Source organism: Clostridium sp. NSJ-145, assembly GCF_021044725.1.
GTDB classification, from domain to species: Bacteria; Bacillota; Clostridia; order Clostridiales; family Clostridiaceae; genus Clostridium; species Clostridium disporicum_B.
Genome location: NZ_JAJNOS010000002.1, coordinates 232,215 through 248,545 on the forward strand (window position 1 = coordinate 232,215; position 16,331 = coordinate 248,545).

The following is a 16,331-nucleotide window of genomic DNA, read 5'->3' on the forward strand; positions in this document are numbered from 1 at the left end:
CTACCAATATTATTTGGTGGTCCTTATTATTTCAGGTTGAAAGTATAAGTGAGTTAATAAATATAGAGATTAAGAAAGTATTTTATAATAATAACTATCTTTTAATAATGATTATAATAATATATAATTTTATAAAAACTAATATAAAAATTATAACCATGGGCAACTTAAGTATGTGAAGAGTTACTATTTATAATTTTGAAGGAGATGAGAAAAATTAAATTAGAAAATACATATATAAAATTACCTGAAGTTTTTTATAGTAAGCAAAAACCAAGTCATGTGCCTAAACCTAAGCTTGTTGCTTTTAATTATTCACTAGCAGAAGAATTAGGATTAGACGTAAAATATTTAGAAAGTTCAGAAGGTGTGGAAATACTTTCAGGAAATAAAGTTTTAGAAGGGACAACGCCTATAGCTCAAGCTTATGCAGGACATCAATTTGGATATTTTACAATGTTAGGTGATGGAAGAGCTGTACTGCTAGGAGAATTTATAACACCTAAAAATGAAAGATTAGATATTCAGCTAAAAGGTTCAGGTGAGACACCATACTCTAGAGGTGGAGATGGAAAAGCTTCATTAGGACCTATGCTTAGAGAGTTTATTATAAGCGAAGCTATGCATGGGCTTGGAATTCCAACTACTCGTAGTTTAGCAGTAGTCGAAACAGGTGAGACAGTTATTAGGGAAAGATTATTGCCAGGAGCAGTATTAACACGTATAGCTTCTAGTCATATAAGAGTTGGAACTTTTCAATATATAGCAAGCTATGGATCAATTGAAGATTTACGAGCTTTAGCAGATTATACTATTGAAAGGCATTATAAAGAGTTAGTTAATGAAGAAAATAAGTATCTTAAATTCCTTAAGGAAGTAATAGAAAAGCAAGCTGACTTAATATCTAAGTGGCAATTAGTAGGATTTATTCATGGTGTTATGAATACAGATAATGTGACTATTAGTGGAGAAACCATCGATTATGGACCTTGTGCATTTATGGATATATATAATCCTAGTACCGTATTTAGTTCAATAGATAGAAGTGGACGTTATGCTTATGGAAATCAACCTAATATAGGAGCTTGGAATCTTGCAAGGTTTGCTGAAAGTTTACTACCATTATTAAGTGACGATAAGGATGAAGCTATTAATATAGCTCAAGAAACTATATCTGAATATCCTAAAATCTTCAAGAAAAAATGGTTAGCAGGAATGAGAGGTAAATTGGGATTATTTAATGAAGAAGTTGAAGATGAAGCCTTAATAAATGAACTTTTAACCATTATGGAGAAAAATAAAGCAGATTTCACAAATACATTTAGAGCGTTAACTATGAATAAAGTAGAAGACACTGGTATGGTAGGAAAAGAAGAATTTGATAGATGGCATGAAAGATGGCAACAAAGGCTTACAAGACAAGATAAAACTAAAGAAGAAGTATATAAACTTATGAAAAGTAATAATCCATCAATTATCCCAAGAAATCATAGAGTTGAAGAGGCCTTAGAAGCTGCTGTTAAGAATTCAGATTATACGGTCATGGATAAGCTTTTAGAGGTTCTTAAAACTCCATATGATTATAGTGAAGATAAAGAGGAATATATATCATTACCTAAAGAAAGTACAGTTCCATATAAAACTTATTGTGGAACTTAAGAAATAAAGTGCGAATTAATATGACGTAGAAAATAATAAAATTAATAGCTACAGAAACTAACCCACTCGCTAAGAACTTTTAGCCACTATCTTATGTTAAAATGCTAAAATTTAAAAACTCGCGAGCTCAAACATTTAAATTTCTTAACGCATTTTCACAACGATATTGGCTAAAGTTCTAAAGCTCATTCTATGTTTCTTACACTATTAATTTTATCATTTTCTGATATGTCATAATCATTTCTTAAATTGCTAAAAAACTACATAAAGTAAGAGTAATGAATTGAGCTGCAAGGAACTATCATGATAAACCTTTGGAGAAACTATAATTTGATTACCCTAAATTATTTATTTTAAAAATACAAATTCATTTTCCGATGAATGTTTTTCTGAGTATTTAAATGATAAATCAGAAAAGTTTTTTATATCATCAATATTATGTATATTATTTGTAGCTAAATATCTAACCATAAGACCTCGAGCCATTTTCGCTTCAGTGGCTTTAACTTTGATTTTAGAGTCTTTTAAAGAACCAAATATACAGGTAATATATTTATCTTCTGGAGTTAAGTACTTTTCAATTGTTTTGCTATATTCTTTGGAAGCTAGATTTAAGATTATATCACTATCTTTACGTACTTCTTTATATATGTTGTCACCCCAAAAATCGTAAAGGTCTTTAAAGTTGTTTGTTTTAAGCTTGGCCTGCATTTCTAATCTATAAGGAGTTACTCCATCAAAAGGTTTTAATACACCATAAAATCCAGAGAGTATTTTTAAATGCTTATTTATATACTCAAATTCTTTGTTGGAAAAAGAATTAGGTGACATATACTTATATTGAATACCTTCGTATGAAAGTATACAGGGGGTAAAACCTTTAGTTAAATCCATATGTAAATATCTATCATAGTTAAGTTCAGCAATTTGATCATTACAAGCTAGTAATTGTTTTAAATTTTCATAAGAAAAACTTTTTAAAGTATCATAAAGAATTTGTGTTTTATCAATAAAGCATGGTATAGAAGTTGGTGATAAATCATCATCACATATATTCATTTTTTTTGCTGGTGAAATGATAATACTAATATTTTCTTTTGTCATAAAATCATCTCCTTTTAAGTTTTTTTCAAGTATATCATATAATAAATGAATATTTTGGTACTACATATAAATATTAAACAATTTTATTATAATCAATTTTTAGAAATTATGAGATGATTTATATAAGTTATGATATAATTTTATAGTAGTTAAAATTTAAGGGGATATTTATGAAAAAGATATATAGATATATAGAAATAATAGTAATTAGTATTTTAACTGTTTTTATGTTTACTATGTGTACAAATAGTAAAAGTACATCAGAGGAAAATGCCGTTGTTCAAATAGAAGATGATGTTAATGAAATAAATGAAATTGTTGAAGTTGAAGAAAGCGTAGTTGAAAACTTAAAAAGAGATTACAGAACAAATATTAAAGGGAATAATGAAGACGTTGTTACTTTAATGATATACATGTGTGGATCAGATTTAGAATCTGAATATGGTACAGCAAGTGTTGATATAAATGAGATTTTATCTGCAGATATAAGTGAAAATGTAAATGTATTAATTCAAACAGGTGGATGTGTAGATTGGACTAATGATCAAATTAGTGAAGAAAGATCACAAATATTTTCAGTTGAAAATGGAGAGTTACAATTAGTAAATGATGATTTAGGGTTAAAGAATATGGCGGAATCAAGTACCCTAACAGAATTTATAAATTACTCTAAAGAAAGCTATCCAGCTAACAGATATGGTTTGATAATTTGGAATCATGGTTTTGGAACACTTGAAGGTTTTGGACATGATGAAAATTTTGAAAATGATAATATGGATGTTTATAGTTTAGCAAAAGCTTTGGATGACAGTAATACATATTTTGATTTTATAGGTTTTGACGCGTGTTTTATGTCTACAGTAGAGGTAGCTTATACTCTTGAACCTTTTGCAGATTATTTAATTGCATCAGCTGAAATTGAACCTTTTGCAGGGTGGTATTATACTAATTGGCTAAATCAATTATCAAATAATACATCTATAGATACAGTAGAACTTGGAAAAATAATTATCGATGATTTTGTAGAACATAACTCACGCAGGGAAGTTCCAGAAAATGCAGTATTGTCAATTACAGATTTAACTGAGATAAGAGTTACCTATAATGAAATATGTAAATTATTAAGTGAAATAAATGAAGAGTTAGAAAATGGTAGCTTTGAAAAAATATCTTTAATAAGAAGTGAAGTTGAAGCTTATGCAGAGAATTTAACAGACCATGTAGATATATTAAGATTGGCAGAGATGATAAATTTAAATTCATCACAAAAAGTAATAGATGCTATAAATAACTCAGTTAAATATACTGGAAAAACTACTACTATGGCTGAAGTAGGCGGATTATCATTGTACTTCCCTTATTATAAGATGAATTATTTTAGTAAATTTCAAGATAACTTTGAAAGTTTAAATTTAAATAAAGAGCATTTTGAATTTGTAAATAATATTACTAATGTTATAAAAGAAGGTAAGATGGAAGTTATAGGTGAAGCACGTAAATTTGAAGAAGATAAGGAAGCTGAGATTAACAGATATAATAGTCATTAAATTATAGAGTTATAATCAAGAGATATAATTTTTAGTTACAAGTGATAAGTGGCAGATTAATAGTGAAAAAATTCATTATTAACCTGCCACTTTTATTTTTATTATTAAGGGTAAATAAAGAATAATTTGAAGTTAAATTTACATGATTTATTATTTAAGAGTAATTGATATAGATTTAAAAATAATGTAATGATGAATGATAATATATTAGCTATATTGTTGTTTTGTTAAGAAAATAGATATATAATTTATATGTAAAATATTTACAAATAATAGGGCGAATAAATATGAGGAGGTTATAAAATGAAAAAGTTTGTGTTAAACGAGACAAGCTATCATGGAAGTGGTGCAATAAATGGAATAGTTGATGAGGTTAAAGCTAGAGGGTTTAAGAAAGCTTTAATAGTAACTGATTCAGATTTAGTTAGATTTAATGTTGTTAAGAAGGTAACTAACTTATTAGATAAAAATGAATTAGTTTATGATATCTATGATGAAGTAAAAGCTAATCCAAGTGTAAAAGTTGTTCAGAATGGTGTTGAAAGATTTAAGGAAAGTGGAGCAGATTATATGATAGCAATTGGGGGTGGATCTCCTCAAGATACTGCAAAAGCTATAGGGATAATAATAAATAATCCAGAATTTGCTGATGTTAAGTCTTTAGAAGGTGTAGCACCAACTCAAAATAAGAGTGTACCAGTTATAGCTGTAGCAACAACAGCGGGAACAGCAGCTGAAACTACTATAAACTATGTTATAACTGATGAAGAAAAGAGAAGAAAGTTCGTATGTGTTGACCCACATGATATACCTGTAGTTGCAGTAGTTGATCCAGATATGATGAGTAGCATGCCAAAAGGATTAACAGCAAGCACAGGATTAGATGCTTTAACTCATGCTATTGAAGGTTATACTACTTTAGGTGCATGGGAATTAGCAGATACATTAAATTTAAAGGCAATAGAAATAATAGCAAGAAGCTTAAGAGCGGCAGTTGAAAATGATCCAAAAGGAAGAGAAGATATGGCTTTAGGTCAATATATGACTGGTATGGCATTCTCAAATGTTGGATTAGGAGTTGTTCATGGTATGGCTCATCCATTAAGTGCTTTTTATGATACACCTCATGGAGTAGCAAATGCAGTGTTATTGCCATATGTAATGAGATATAACAAAGATTATACAGGAGAAAAATTTAGAGAAATAGCTAGAGTTATGAACGTAGCTGGCGTTGATGAAATGACTCAAGAAGAATATAGAGAAGCAGCTATAAATGCAGTTATTCAATTATCAAAAGATTGTAATATACCTCAAACATTAAAGGAAATTGGAGTTAAGGAAGAAGATTTAGAAGCTTTAACAGATGCTGCAATGGCTGATGTTTGTACTGGTGGAAATCCAAGACCTTGTGTAAGAGAAGAAATTTTAGAACTTTACAAAGAAGCATATAGAGGGATTTAGTTCACTGAATAGAGGTAAATTTTTAACTTCTTTAATATCTATAAGTGACTTTGTCTAGGAAAAAAGTGATTTGTTTAAATGTAAATATGTCTGTGGCAGAGATGTTGCAGACATATTTTTTGTATAAAATATGTAAAATCAAATAAAATAAAGATATTTGAGGATGTTTAAAGTTTAGCTATAAATATAGGTATGTTTACATAATTACAAATTATGGTGTATAGGTATATAATAAAATAATATGAAGAATCTTTTAAGGAAGGTTTAAGAGAAAGATGAAAAGAGTAAGTGAAATTTTTAGTGATTTTTCTGCAGATAGTAATATTATTAATGCTTTTGTAGAAAATGTTACATTAAGAAAAAAAACTAAAACCTTAGTGCTTGACATCCGTTCGGACAATTATCTTGATATAAAGGAGATAGAGGATTTTAATGATTTTTTAAAGAAGAGGTTCGGACTTAATGACTCTAAAATAGTTATAAAATACACAAAAGAGGTGGAAAAGAAACCTATAGAAGAAGAAATAAAAAATATAATGTTATTACTTTCTGTTAAGCATCCATTTTTAAGAGGAGCAATAAAGAATACAGAGTATGAGGTAAGTAATAATACAATAAATATTTATTTTAAGGTTGAGATATCACATATTTTTAGAGATTTAAATTATCATAAAGAGATTCAAGCATTTGTAAAGAATTTATATGGAAAAACTTATAATGTGAATTTTATTGATAAAGTAGACCATGAAGCTTTAATGAAGCTAAAAGAGGATGAACTTAAAAGAGAAATTACTACTATTAATAATGTAATTGAAAGTAGTATATCAAACTCTAAGAGGAAAAGTAATAAGAAAGATAGTGGTAATGGTAGAAATTATGAAGGTAAGAAGGAGTATAATAGGCCAAAAGAGTATACGAAAAGTATTAAAAAAGAAGATAATGCAGCGCTTATATTAGGTAGAAGTGCCACTTTTAGAGATAAGATAATTAAAATATGTGACATTACACCATATGAAGGAACAGTAGCTATAGAGGGAGAGATAGCTAATATAGAAAGTAAAGAGTTACGTAGTGGTAAGATGTTAGTTTCTTTTGATTTATATGATGGGTCAAGTTCAATTAGTTGTAAGTGTTTCGTTAAAGGTGAACAGTATGATGAGGTAATATCAAAAATAAAGAAAGCTAAGGGGTTAAAGCTTTGGGGAAATTCAGGTGTTAGTAAGTTTACTGGAGAGATAGAAGTAATTGCAAATACTATAGTGGAAACTAAAGGTATGACAAAGGTTGTAAGGAAGGATAATTCTGAGATTAAGAGAGTAGAACTTCATATGCATACTAAGATGAGTCAGATGGATGCAATGAGTAGTGCAGCAGATTTAATAAAGAGAGCTATGAGTTGGGGAATGAAATCTATAGCTATAACAGATCATGGAGTTGTGCAGGCTTTTCCAGAAGCACATAAATTATTAGGAAGAAATAATAGTGATATGAAAGTAATTTATGGGGTAGAAGCATATTTAGCACCAGATAAGAAAAACTCTGTAACAAATATAAAAGGTCAAAGTATAGACACTACTTATTGTGTTTTAGATTTAGAAACTACAGGTTTTTCTCCTAAGACTGAGAAGATTACTGAGATAGGAATTATGAAAGTTCAAAATGGTAAGGTAATAGATAAGTTTAGCACGTTTGTAAATCCAGAAAAGCCTATTCCGCAAAGAGTAGTTGAAGTTACTAATATAACTGATGATATGGTAAAAGATGCGGAGACCATAGATAAGATATTTCCTAAGATGCTAGATTTTATTGAAGATAGTGTTTTAGTAGCTCATAATGCTGATTTTGATATAGGCTTTTTAAAGCATAATGCTAATGTTTTAGGTTATGATTTTGATTTTACTTATATTGATACTTTATCTTTAGCTCAAGATATTTTTCCACACTTTAAAACATATAAGTTAGGAAGAATAGCTAAGCATCTTGGAATAAAGGTTGAGGTTGCCCATAGAGCATTAGATGATGTTGATACAACAGTTAAAGTATTTAATATAATGATTGATAATTTAAAAGAAAGAGGAGCAACGACTTTAGAGGATATAGATAAATATGCTTTAGATGAAGAAGCTCAAAAAGAAAGCTATAAAAAGGTTAAAACATATCACGCTATCATCCTTGCAAAGAATTATGTAGGTTTGAAGAATTTATATAAGCTTGTTTCTTATTCACATTTAGATTATTTCTATAAGAAGCCTCGTATATTAAAAAGCATGTACAAGAAGTATTCTGAAGGATTAATTCTAGGAAGTGCTTGCAGTGAAGGAGAGCTTTATAAAGCTATATTACTTGGCAAGTCTGATGAAGAGATTGAAAGCATTGCAAAAGATTATGATTATTTAGAAATTCAACCATTAGGAAATAATGACTACTTAATAAGAAATGGTGAAGTACCAGATAAGGAATATTTAAAAGATATAAACAGAAAAATTGTAGCTTTAGCAGAAAAGCTTGGAAAGCTTGTTGTTGCTACAGGAGATGTTCATTTTATGGACCCAGAAGATGAAATATATAGACGTATTTTAGAAGCTGGGCAAGGGTTTAAAGATGCAGATAATCAGGCCCCATTATACATGAGGACTACTGAAGAGATGCTGGAAGAATTCTCATACTTAGGAGAAGAAAAAGCTTATGAAGTTGTTGTGACAAACACTAATAAAGTAGCAGATATGTGTGAACAGATAAGTCCTATTTCAGCAGAAAAATGTCCTCCACATATTGAAGGTTGTGAAAAGACAATTAAGGATATAGCTTATGGTAAAGCTCATGAATTATACGGGGAAGAGCTACCTACTGTAGTTCAAGAAAGATTAGATAAAGAGCTTGATTCCATTATAAAAAATGGATTCTCAGTAATGTATATCATTGCTCAGAAGCTTGTGTGGAAATCAAATGAGGATGGGTATCTTGTTGGTTCCAGAGGGTCTGTTGGTTCATCTGTTGTAGCATATATGACAGGGATAACAGAGGTAAATGCTCTGCCACCACATTATAGGTGTAGTAAGTGTAAACATTCAGACTTTACAGATTATGGATATAAGAATGGATTCGATTTACCAGATAAAGAGTGTCCAGTTTGTGGAGAGAAGATGGATAAGGATGGGATGGATATACCTTTTGAAACATTCCTTGGGTTTAATGGAGATAAAGAACCTGATATAGACTTAAATTTCTCAGGTGAATATCAGGCAAAGGCTCATAGATATACAGAAGTTATATTTGGTAAAGGAACTACATTTAAAGCTGGTACAATAGGTACAATAGCTGAAAAAACAGCCTTTGGATATGTTAAAAAATATTTTGATGAAAGAGATATACCTGTAAATAAAGCTGAAATTACTAGGATTTCTAAAGGATGCACAGGAATAAAAAGAACAACAGGGCAACATCCAGGTGGAATTATAGTAGTACCTAAGGGAAGAGAAATATTTGAGTTTTGTCCAGTGCAACATCCAGCAGATGATCCAGAATCAGATATAATAACAACACATTTTGATTATCACTCCATTGACCAAAATCTTTTAAAACTCGATATACTAGGTCATGATGATCCTACAGTAATAAGAATGCTACAGGATTTAACTGGGGTAGATCCTCAAAAGATACCTCTTGATGATAAGGAAACTATGTCTTTATTTTCATCAACAGAGGCATTAGGAGTAACTCCAGAACAGATAAATTCAAAGGTTGGAACTTTTGGAATACCTGAGTTTGGAACTAAGTTTGTTAGAGGGATGCTTTTAGATACGCTACCAAAAAGCTTTGGAGATTTATTATGTATATCAGGACTTTCTCATGGTACAGATGTATGGCTTGGAAATGCTAAAGATTTAATAGATGCAGGAACAGTTACTTTAAGTGAAGCTGTTTGTACGAGAGATGATATTATGATTTATCTTATAAAAAAAGGACTTGATCCTAATACTTCCTTTAAGATAATGGAAACAGTGCGTAAAGGTAAAGCTTTAAAAGACCCAGAGAAGTGGGCAGAATATGAAGCTATGATGAGAGAGCATGATGTACCAGAATGGTATATAGATTCTTGTAGAAAGATTAAATATATGTTCCCTAAGGCCCATGCAGCAGCTTATGTAATGATGGCATTTAGAATAGCATGGTTTAAGGTGCATATACCTAAGGCTTACTACACTGCTTATTTTACAATTAGAGCTAAAGCCTTTGATGCAGAATTTATGATTTTTGGAAAAGAAAAAGTTAAAGAAAAAATGAATGAGATAAATATGCAAGGAAATGAAGCTGCTCCAAAAGATAAAGATATGTACGATGATTTAGAAATTGTTTTAGAAATGTATGAAAGAGGAATAAAGTTCTTACCGATAGATTTATATAAATCAGATGCTACAAAATTTAAGATTGAAGATGAAGGAATAAGACCACCTTTAAATAGTATATCAGGTATGGGAAATATAGCAGCTGAATCTATATATAATGCTGTTCATGAAGATATTCCTATAAGTTCTATAGATAACTTAAGAAAGCGAGCTAAAATAGGAAACTCTGCTACAGACTTATTAAGAAAATTTGGATGTTTAGAAGGACTTTCAGAAAGTGACCAAGTAAGCTTCTTTGATGCAATGTAATATTATTAATAAATTTTATAAAAACATAAGTATTATTACAGTTTTTGCAGATATTATTATTAGATGGATAAATTTATGATAAAGTAAGAAAAAACTATTGAAATTTATTTATAACAATATAATATTAAATAATGTATATGATTAAAAAATAAATCTAAAGATAAATAAAAAGGAGAGGCAGTATGAGAAGTATAATCAAAAGAGTAATAGTTATAGTATTTTATGCAGTTTTAGCAGCTGTTGGTGTAAATATGTTTTTAGCGCCTAGTAATATATTTTCAGGAGGAGTTACTGGGCTTTCACAATTATTATCAACAGTTGGATTAGACTTTTTTAATATTAATATAAGTATATCTGCATGGGTATTAATCATAAATTTACCTTTAGCTGTTTTATCATGGCTTAAATTAGGTAAAAAGTTTACTATATATACAATATTAGCTGTTGTATCATCATCATTTTTTATGAAGATAATTCCAATGGTTGAAATAACTAATAATCAAATTTTAGCAGCTATATTTGGTGGAGTTTTAACAGGAGCAGGAGTAGGGTTATGCCTTAGAGAAGGTTTTTCTACTGGAGGTACAGATATTATAGTTCTTGTTGTTCAAAAGCTTACAGGAAAATCAGTAGGTCAAGTTGGACTTTTACTAAATGGAGCTATTGTATTAGCAGCAGGACTTATATATGGATGGGAGCAATCATTATATAGTTTAGTAGCTATTTATGCTATGACTCAAGTAATGGATATGTTCTTTATACAACAACATAAATTAACAGTTACTATTTATACTAAAAAAGGTGATGAGATGGCAAAGAATTTGTTATCAAACAACTTAAGAGGTGTAACTATAGGTAAAGGTTTCTTAGGCGGATATACAAAAGAAGAATTACAATCTGTTATAACAGTAATATCAAAGCATGAGCTTTTATTTATAAAGAAAGCGGTAGCAGAAGTAGATGAAGATGCTTTTGTAAATGTGCAACCAACAGTAGATGTAATAGGTAAGTTCTTAGATAAATCTTTATTAGAATAATTAGAGTGGAGAGAAATTAATTATGCCGATGTTGAGAGTTAAAGGAATACCTCAAGAAGAGGTTATGAAGGAAAGTAAAGAATTAATAGACGAGTTAGTAGAAATAATAGAGTGTCCAAGAGATTATTTTACTATAGAATTAATTAATAATACATTTATAATGGATGGGGAAGTAGTTGCTCCTCCTACTATAATAGAAGTTGCTTGGTTTGATAGAGGGCAAGAAGTTCAAGATAAGGTAGCTAAGGCTATAACAAATCATTTTAAGAAAGATAGAGAATGTTTAGATGTAGTTTTTCAAGGATTAGAGCATAGAAATTACTATGAAAATGGTGAGCATTTTTAAGAAAATATAAGTATACGTATATAAATTTATTAAAAATTAACCTATCCTGCTAACCGGAGGATAGGTTATTAGATAACGGGAGTATGTAGTTAATAGATAGCTATATATTCCCGTTATTGCTTTATTTCCAAGGAAATATTTTATTTAAATAAATAACCTAAAATTAATTAATTATTTTATAAATAAATTTATTGCTTTATTAAGGTCTTCTATAGCTTGTCTATCACCAGACTCTACAGCTTCTACAAGGCAGTGTTCTATATGTTCCTGTAAGATTACTTTTCCTGTACTAGTTAGTGCTGATATTACTGCTGCTAACTGGATTAGTACTTCACTACAATCTCTATCATCTTCAACCATTCTTTTTACTGATTCTAAGTGGCCTTTTGCTTTTGCTAATCTATTTAGTACTGCTTTAGTGTTTTGATGGACATGTTTATGGGTACTCCCATTATTACTATCATGGCTATGAATATAAGTCTTTCCATCATCACTAATATGAATATGTTCTTTTTTTTCATTAATTTCTTTTATGGCCATAATAAAAGTCCCCCCCTTTAAATAAATATAGTATGTATTTAAAGAAATATTACTAAATAATAACTTTATATTTTTAACTGTATCTTAATATTACAAAATTGAATAATTAAATTGTAATTTAGAACATAAAGGAAAATATTTACAAAGACGATGGCACTTAGATAGAACTTTAAAATCTAAATTTAATAGTAATGTAATTAAATAAAGAAAACTACAGTATAAATATGATGGGAGTATTTATAGGAGGAAGTTAATTGAAAATAATTTCTGTTGTTAATTACAAAGGAGGAGTTGGGAAAAGTACAGTTGTATCAAATTTAGGTGCTTTATTAGCTTTAGATGGATATAAGGTATTATTAATAGATTTAGATCCGCAGGCCAGTTTGACTTTTTCATATATGGGAATTGATGATTGGAAAAGGTCATACAAGGATACAAAAACAATAAAAACTTTATTTAATTCAATTATTAATAGAAAAAAAGATAGTATAAAAAAATATATTACCACAGATTTAAAGGCTAATACTATAATAACTAAAAATGGAGGACAAGCTATAAGCTTATTGCCATCTAGTACAGATTTATATGAAATACAAATAGAATTAGCAAGAAGTATATCTGGAAATACAAAGAGAAAATACACTAAAAATAAACTTAGATGCATATCTGGTTTGAGAGAAGAGTTAATGAAAATATATGGAGAGTATGATTTTGTACTATTAGATTGTCAACCAAGTTTTGATTTAATTACTCAAAGTGCAATGTATGCATCTGATTCATATATAGTGCCAACTAAATTAGATTATCTTTCTACAGTAGGGGCACCTACCTTATTGGAGCATGTAGAAAATTTAAAAAAAGAAGTTGAAAGAGGTATAAATGAATTTGATTTTTATCAATTTAAGCATATGGATGTAAAGCTTATGGGTGTATTACCTACTATGGTAAAAATAATAAATGGACAACCAAAATTAATGCATAAACAATATTTAAATGAGATAAATTATGAAGAAAATTTAGATATATTCAATTCAAAGATTAGAGTAAATGATGAAGAGATAGATAATAATAATGATATTCCTTTTGTATTAACAAATTTAAATAGAAAGAAGACTCCAATACATTTAGATTTTGAGAGTTTAGAAAAAGAATTTTTAAGAAAGGTGTAAGGAACAGTGGAGAAGAATGATATCTTAAAGGTTAATAAATTAGTATTTGAATATGTATTAAAACTTGATGATTTAGAACTAAAACAATTGCTTGATGGAGTAAAGGTTTTAACTTTAAAAGATGGACAAGCAAATAAGAATAATTTAGTAGATAAAAAGAAATTGATGAAAGAGCCGAGAAAAGCTAAAGATAATAAGGCTGAGAAAGCATCTGAGAGTAATATATTGGGGGAGGCTTTAATAAAATTAAATTCATTTTCAACTAAAGAAGAAGCTTTAGATTATTTAAAAAATGGTGGTTTAAAAGTAAAAGAATTAAAGGCTATTGCTAAGCAAGCAGAAATTTTTGTTAAAAGCAAAAGTAAAAAAGATGAAATTATCGATAAGTTAATTGAAGGTACAGTAGGAGTTAAAATTAAGATGAAGATATTAAGAGAAGGTTAATATTAAGATTATAGTAGGTATTTCTAGTATATTTAAGAAATACCTACAGTGATTTAATAATTAAAGATACGATATTCATTTACATATTAATACAACTTATATTACAATAATAGTATATATGGTATATTAATGAAAAGTATGAAATATTTTGAATCAAACTATTTGGTTTATGGAGGAAAAATGAACTTCGAAGATGTTATTCAAGAATTAGAAAAAATAGCTATTGATGAAGAATATATAAATATAATTTGTAGTAAGATAAATGAATTAGAACTTAAAATTTCAAAAGAAATATATGAAAAATTAACAGATTATGTAAAAGAAAAAGATTTAAAACAGGCATATCCTTGGATAATTCATAACTATGGTTGGATACAACACGAGTTAGGTAATTTTAATAAAGCTATAGAGGTTCATATAGAGTCATACAATATATTCCAAAAACAAAAGAATTCTGAAGGTATCTTATCTACTATAAATGCTTTAGTAGGTAATTATTCTTTTATACAACAGTTTGATAAAGCTATTGAATACGGAATGGAAGGAATAGAATTAGCAGAAAAGTGTTGCAATTATCAAGCTTTAAATAGTATTAAAAATAATATGTCTATAACATATGTAGAGATAGGAGAATTTGAGAAAGCTAAAGCATTACTTGAACAGATAGCTAATCTACCTAATATAAATGCAAATCATAATAAGATAGTAAATTTAATGAATCTTGCAGAGTGTGAAAGAGAATTAGGAAATTATGAGATATCATTAGGGTATTTAGAAAGTTCATTAGAAATTGCTAAAAGTTTTGCGACAACTTTGATTCCAGGAGTTTTAGAGCAAATGGGACGAACTTATTGTGCTAAGGGATTATATAATATTGCTGATGAAAAATTTCAAGAAAGTATAAACATTTCTAGAGAGACAGATCAGAAATTATGTTTAAATGAAGCATTACTATATTGGTCTGAAGTGGATTTAAAAGTAGGAAGATATAAGGAAGCTATAATAAAGCTTAAAGAAGTAGAAGAAAATATAGAGATTGTTAATTCTATAAGAAATAACAATAAAATATATTCAAATATAAGCTTAGCTTATAAAAATATAGGTGATTATGAAAATGCATATTTATATTTGGAAAAAGTTAATATGTTACAAAAAGAAATATTTAATAAGACACGACGTGAAAGTATAAAAAATTTAGATAAAAAAAGAGAAGAAGAGGAATCGAAGGTATATAAATTTTTATATAACCAAATGGAAGTTTTATATAGCGTAGGTCAAAGGATAACAGCAAATTTAAATAGAAAAAATATTTATAAAATTATTGCTGAGGAGATTAAAAATTTAATCCAATGTGATGTACTTCAAATATCTTTAATAAATGACGAGAAAAAAACTCTAGAGTATAAATTATGTATGAAATTAGAGGATAAATTAGAAATGCCTCCAATTAATCTTGATGATGAAAATAGATTTGGAGTATATGCCATTAATCATAAACAAGAGATATTAATAAATGATTTAAAAAGAGAGTATTATAAATATTTTAATAATTTTGAAGAGTTTATAGAAAAGTTAGCAGAAGAGCAAAGTAGAACATTAGAGCGTTTTTCTCAGTCTTTGATTTTTGTACCTATAATGATAGACTCAAAAGTCATAGGAGTAATTGGTGTACAAGCGTATGAAAAAAATGCTTTTACATTAAAAGATGTAAATACTTTGAAGGTATTATCTACATATGTAGGTATAGCTTTAGAAAATTCTAGACTTTATAAAGAAATAAAATATAGAGCTAATTATGATGTATTAACAAAGATATTTAACAGAAGAGAAGCTTTAAGAAAAAGTGAAAAAATATATAATAAGGTAAAAAAATATTATGATAGCTATTGGGTTATGATGGTTGATGTAGATAATTTTAAAAAAATAAATGATACTTACGGACATCAAACTGGAGACAAGGTTCTTGCTAGTATAGCTAAAGTTATTAAAGAATCCATAAGAGAATGCGATATTGTAGGAAGATATGGTGGAGAAGAGTTTATAGTTATAGTAAAGGACGATAAAAATAGCTATTTAAAAATTGCAGAAAGAATAAGGAATAATGTTGAAAATACAGTTATTAACATAGGGGAAAATGAAATAATTAAAGTAACCTCTAGTATAGGTATAACTAAGATGGATGCTACTGATAAAACTTTTCAACAAATTATTAGTGAGGCAGATAAAGCTTTATATGAAGCCAAAAATTCTGGAAAGAATAAGGTTGTAGCATACTATTAATAAAAACATAGTTAATAATGTTTGAAGAGGATATCTCTAAAAATGTATTAGAGATATCCTTTTTTGTTTTTATATGTAATAAAATCATA

11 protein-coding genes are annotated in these 16,331 nt (G+C 28.4%); 9 read left to right on the plus strand and 2 right to left on the minus strand.

Annotated features, from left to right (window positions below; all coding sequences use genetic code 11):
- The first annotated feature begins 207 nt into the window (after nucleotides 1–207).
- Nucleotides 208–1,659, plus strand: coding sequence for a protein adenylyltransferase SelO (locus tag LQE93_RS03690; RefSeq protein WP_231072045.1), 1,452 nt, complete (start codon nucleotides 208–210; stop codon nucleotides 1,657–1,659).
- 348 nt (nucleotides 1,660–2,007) lie between these two features.
- Here LQE93_RS03690 and yaaA read toward each other — a convergent pair whose 3' ends face one another.
- Nucleotides 2,008–2,748: a peroxide stress protein YaaA gene (yaaA, locus tag LQE93_RS03695; RefSeq protein ID WP_442870533.1), complete on the minus strand. Its 741-nt coding sequence runs from the start codon at nucleotides 2,746–2,748 to the stop codon at nucleotides 2,008–2,010.
- Between the two features lie 185 nt (nucleotides 2,749–2,933).
- On the opposite strand from yaaA, the gene LQE93_RS03700 reads away from it, so the two are divergent.
- The 5 genes from LQE93_RS03700 (at nucleotide 2,934) to LQE93_RS03720 (ending at nucleotide 11,809) form a co-directional block, all read left to right on the plus strand.
- On the plus strand, nucleotides 2,934–4,310 hold the full coding sequence (locus tag LQE93_RS03700; RefSeq protein WP_231072049.1) for a clostripain-related cysteine peptidase: 1,377 nt from the start codon (nucleotides 2,934–2,936) through the stop codon (nucleotides 4,308–4,310).
- A gap of 303 nt (nucleotides 4,311–4,613) precedes the next feature.
- Nucleotides 4,614–5,771 (plus strand): lactaldehyde reductase, encoded by a 1,158-nt coding sequence (fucO, locus tag LQE93_RS03705; RefSeq protein WP_231072051.1) that lies wholly within the window; start codon nucleotides 4,614–4,616, stop codon nucleotides 5,769–5,771.
- Between the two features lie 275 nt (nucleotides 5,772–6,046).
- Nucleotides 6,047–10,426 (plus strand): DNA polymerase III subunit alpha, encoded by a 4,380-nt coding sequence (polC, locus tag LQE93_RS03710; protein WP_231072053.1) that lies wholly within the window; start codon nucleotides 6,047–6,049, stop codon nucleotides 10,424–10,426.
- A 182-nt stretch (nucleotides 10,427–10,608) separates the two neighbouring features.
- Nucleotides 10,609–11,463, plus strand: a complete 855-nt coding sequence (locus tag LQE93_RS03715) for a YitT family protein (RefSeq protein WP_055266299.1) — start codon at nucleotides 10,609–10,611, stop codon at nucleotides 11,461–11,463.
- 22 nt (nucleotides 11,464–11,485) lie between these two features.
- Nucleotides 11,486–11,809 (plus strand): DUF1904 domain-containing protein, encoded by a 324-nt coding sequence (locus LQE93_RS03720; protein ID WP_231072055.1) that lies wholly within the window; start codon nucleotides 11,486–11,488, stop codon nucleotides 11,807–11,809.
- A gap of 171 nt (nucleotides 11,810–11,980) precedes the next feature.
- On the opposite strand, the gene LQE93_RS03725 is transcribed toward LQE93_RS03720, so the two are convergent.
- On the minus strand, nucleotides 11,981–12,349 hold the full coding sequence (locus tag LQE93_RS03725) for a metal-sensing transcriptional repressor (protein WP_231072061.1): 369 nt from the start codon (nucleotides 12,347–12,349) through the stop codon (nucleotides 11,981–11,983).
- Nucleotides 12,350–12,603: 254 nt separating this feature from the next.
- Between LQE93_RS03725 and LQE93_RS03730 the strand changes: the two genes are divergently transcribed.
- The 3 genes from LQE93_RS03730 to LQE93_RS03740 all read left to right on the plus strand — a co-directional run bounded on the left by LQE93_RS03730 (nucleotide 12,604) and on the right by LQE93_RS03740 (nucleotide 16,242).
- A complete protein-coding gene (locus LQE93_RS03730; protein WP_231072067.1) occupies nucleotides 12,604–13,518 on the plus strand; it encodes a ParA family protein in 915 nt (304 codons plus the stop codon).
- Between the two features lie 6 nt (nucleotides 13,519–13,524).
- Nucleotides 13,525–13,962 carry a hypothetical protein gene (locus LQE93_RS03735; protein WP_231072068.1) on the plus strand — a complete coding sequence of 146 codons (438 nt, stop codon included), beginning with the start codon at nucleotides 13,525–13,527 and terminating at the stop codon, nucleotides 13,960–13,962.
- 180 nt (nucleotides 13,963–14,142) lie between these two features.
- Nucleotides 14,143–16,242 carry a diguanylate cyclase gene (locus tag LQE93_RS03740; protein WP_231072070.1) on the plus strand — a complete coding sequence of 700 codons (2,100 nt, stop codon included), beginning with the start codon at nucleotides 14,143–14,145 and terminating at the stop codon, nucleotides 16,240–16,242.
- Nucleotides 16,243–16,331 lie beyond the last annotated feature (89 nt).

What these genes read in the sequence shown, in the direction of transcription:
- LQE93_RS03690 (WP_231072045.1), top strand. Translation starts at nt 208, where the DNA reads ATGAGAAAAATTAAATTAGAAAATACATATATAAAATTACCTGAAGTT.
- LQE93_RS03700 (WP_231072049.1), top strand. Translation starts at nt 2,934, where the DNA reads ATGAAAAAGATATATAGATATATAGAAATAATAGTAATTAGTATTTTA.
- fucO (WP_231072051.1), top strand. Translation starts at nt 4,614, where the DNA reads ATGAAAAAGTTTGTGTTAAACGAGACAAGCTATCATGGAAGTGGTGCA.
- polC (WP_231072053.1), top strand. Translation starts at nt 6,047, where the DNA reads ATGAAAAGAGTAAGTGAAATTTTTAGTGATTTTTCTGCAGATAGTAAT.
- LQE93_RS03715 (WP_055266299.1), top strand. Translation starts at nt 10,609, where the DNA reads ATGAGAAGTATAATCAAAAGAGTAATAGTTATAGTATTTTATGCAGTT.
- LQE93_RS03720 (WP_231072055.1), top strand. Translation starts at nt 11,486, where the DNA reads ATGCCGATGTTGAGAGTTAAAGGAATACCTCAAGAAGAGGTTATGAAG.
- LQE93_RS03725 (WP_231072061.1), bottom strand. Translation starts at nt 12,349, where the DNA reads ATGGCCATAAAAGAAATTAATGAAAAAAAAGAACATATTCATATTAGT.
- LQE93_RS03740 (WP_231072070.1), top strand. Translation starts at nt 14,143, where the DNA reads ATGAACTTCGAAGATGTTATTCAAGAATTAGAAAAAATAGCTATTGAT.